Genomic DNA, 351 nt, shown 5'->3' on the forward strand with positions numbered 1-351 from the left:
AGTATATTGAATCTAAAGATGAAAAAATAACCATTTTAGTTGAAGAGGGAACCCCTCAACAAAGTCTTTCCCTTATCGAACTTCTCTTGTCTGAGTTAAAAAATACTGAATATCATCTCTGTCACGTAAAAAAGGGTCAGTTAGTTTATTGCGAAAGTTTAATCTATTGTACTCCTTTATGGACTTCTCTTGATAATACTCGGTCTTTGCCTAATCCGAAAAAGGAATTTTTTGTTTCTTCTGATTGTTTGAAAAAAGTTAAAGATAAATTGTCAAAAAACACACTATCGAACAATTATATTTTGAAAAATAAAAAAATATACTTACAAAGAGAAAACACCAAGCTAAGGA

Annotated in this window: 1 pseudogene; it reads left to right on the plus strand. The window is 29.6% G+C overall.

Annotated features, from left to right (window positions below):
• Nucleotides 1–351: pseudogene (locus AB4653_RS28690) on the plus strand (glycosyltransferase family 61 protein); the annotation flags it as partial.

Source organism: Vibrio sp. 10N.222.48.A3 (genome assembly GCF_041475345.1).
GTDB classification, from domain to species: domain Bacteria; phylum Pseudomonadota; class Gammaproteobacteria; order Enterobacterales; family Vibrionaceae; genus Vibrio; species Vibrio tasmaniensis_A.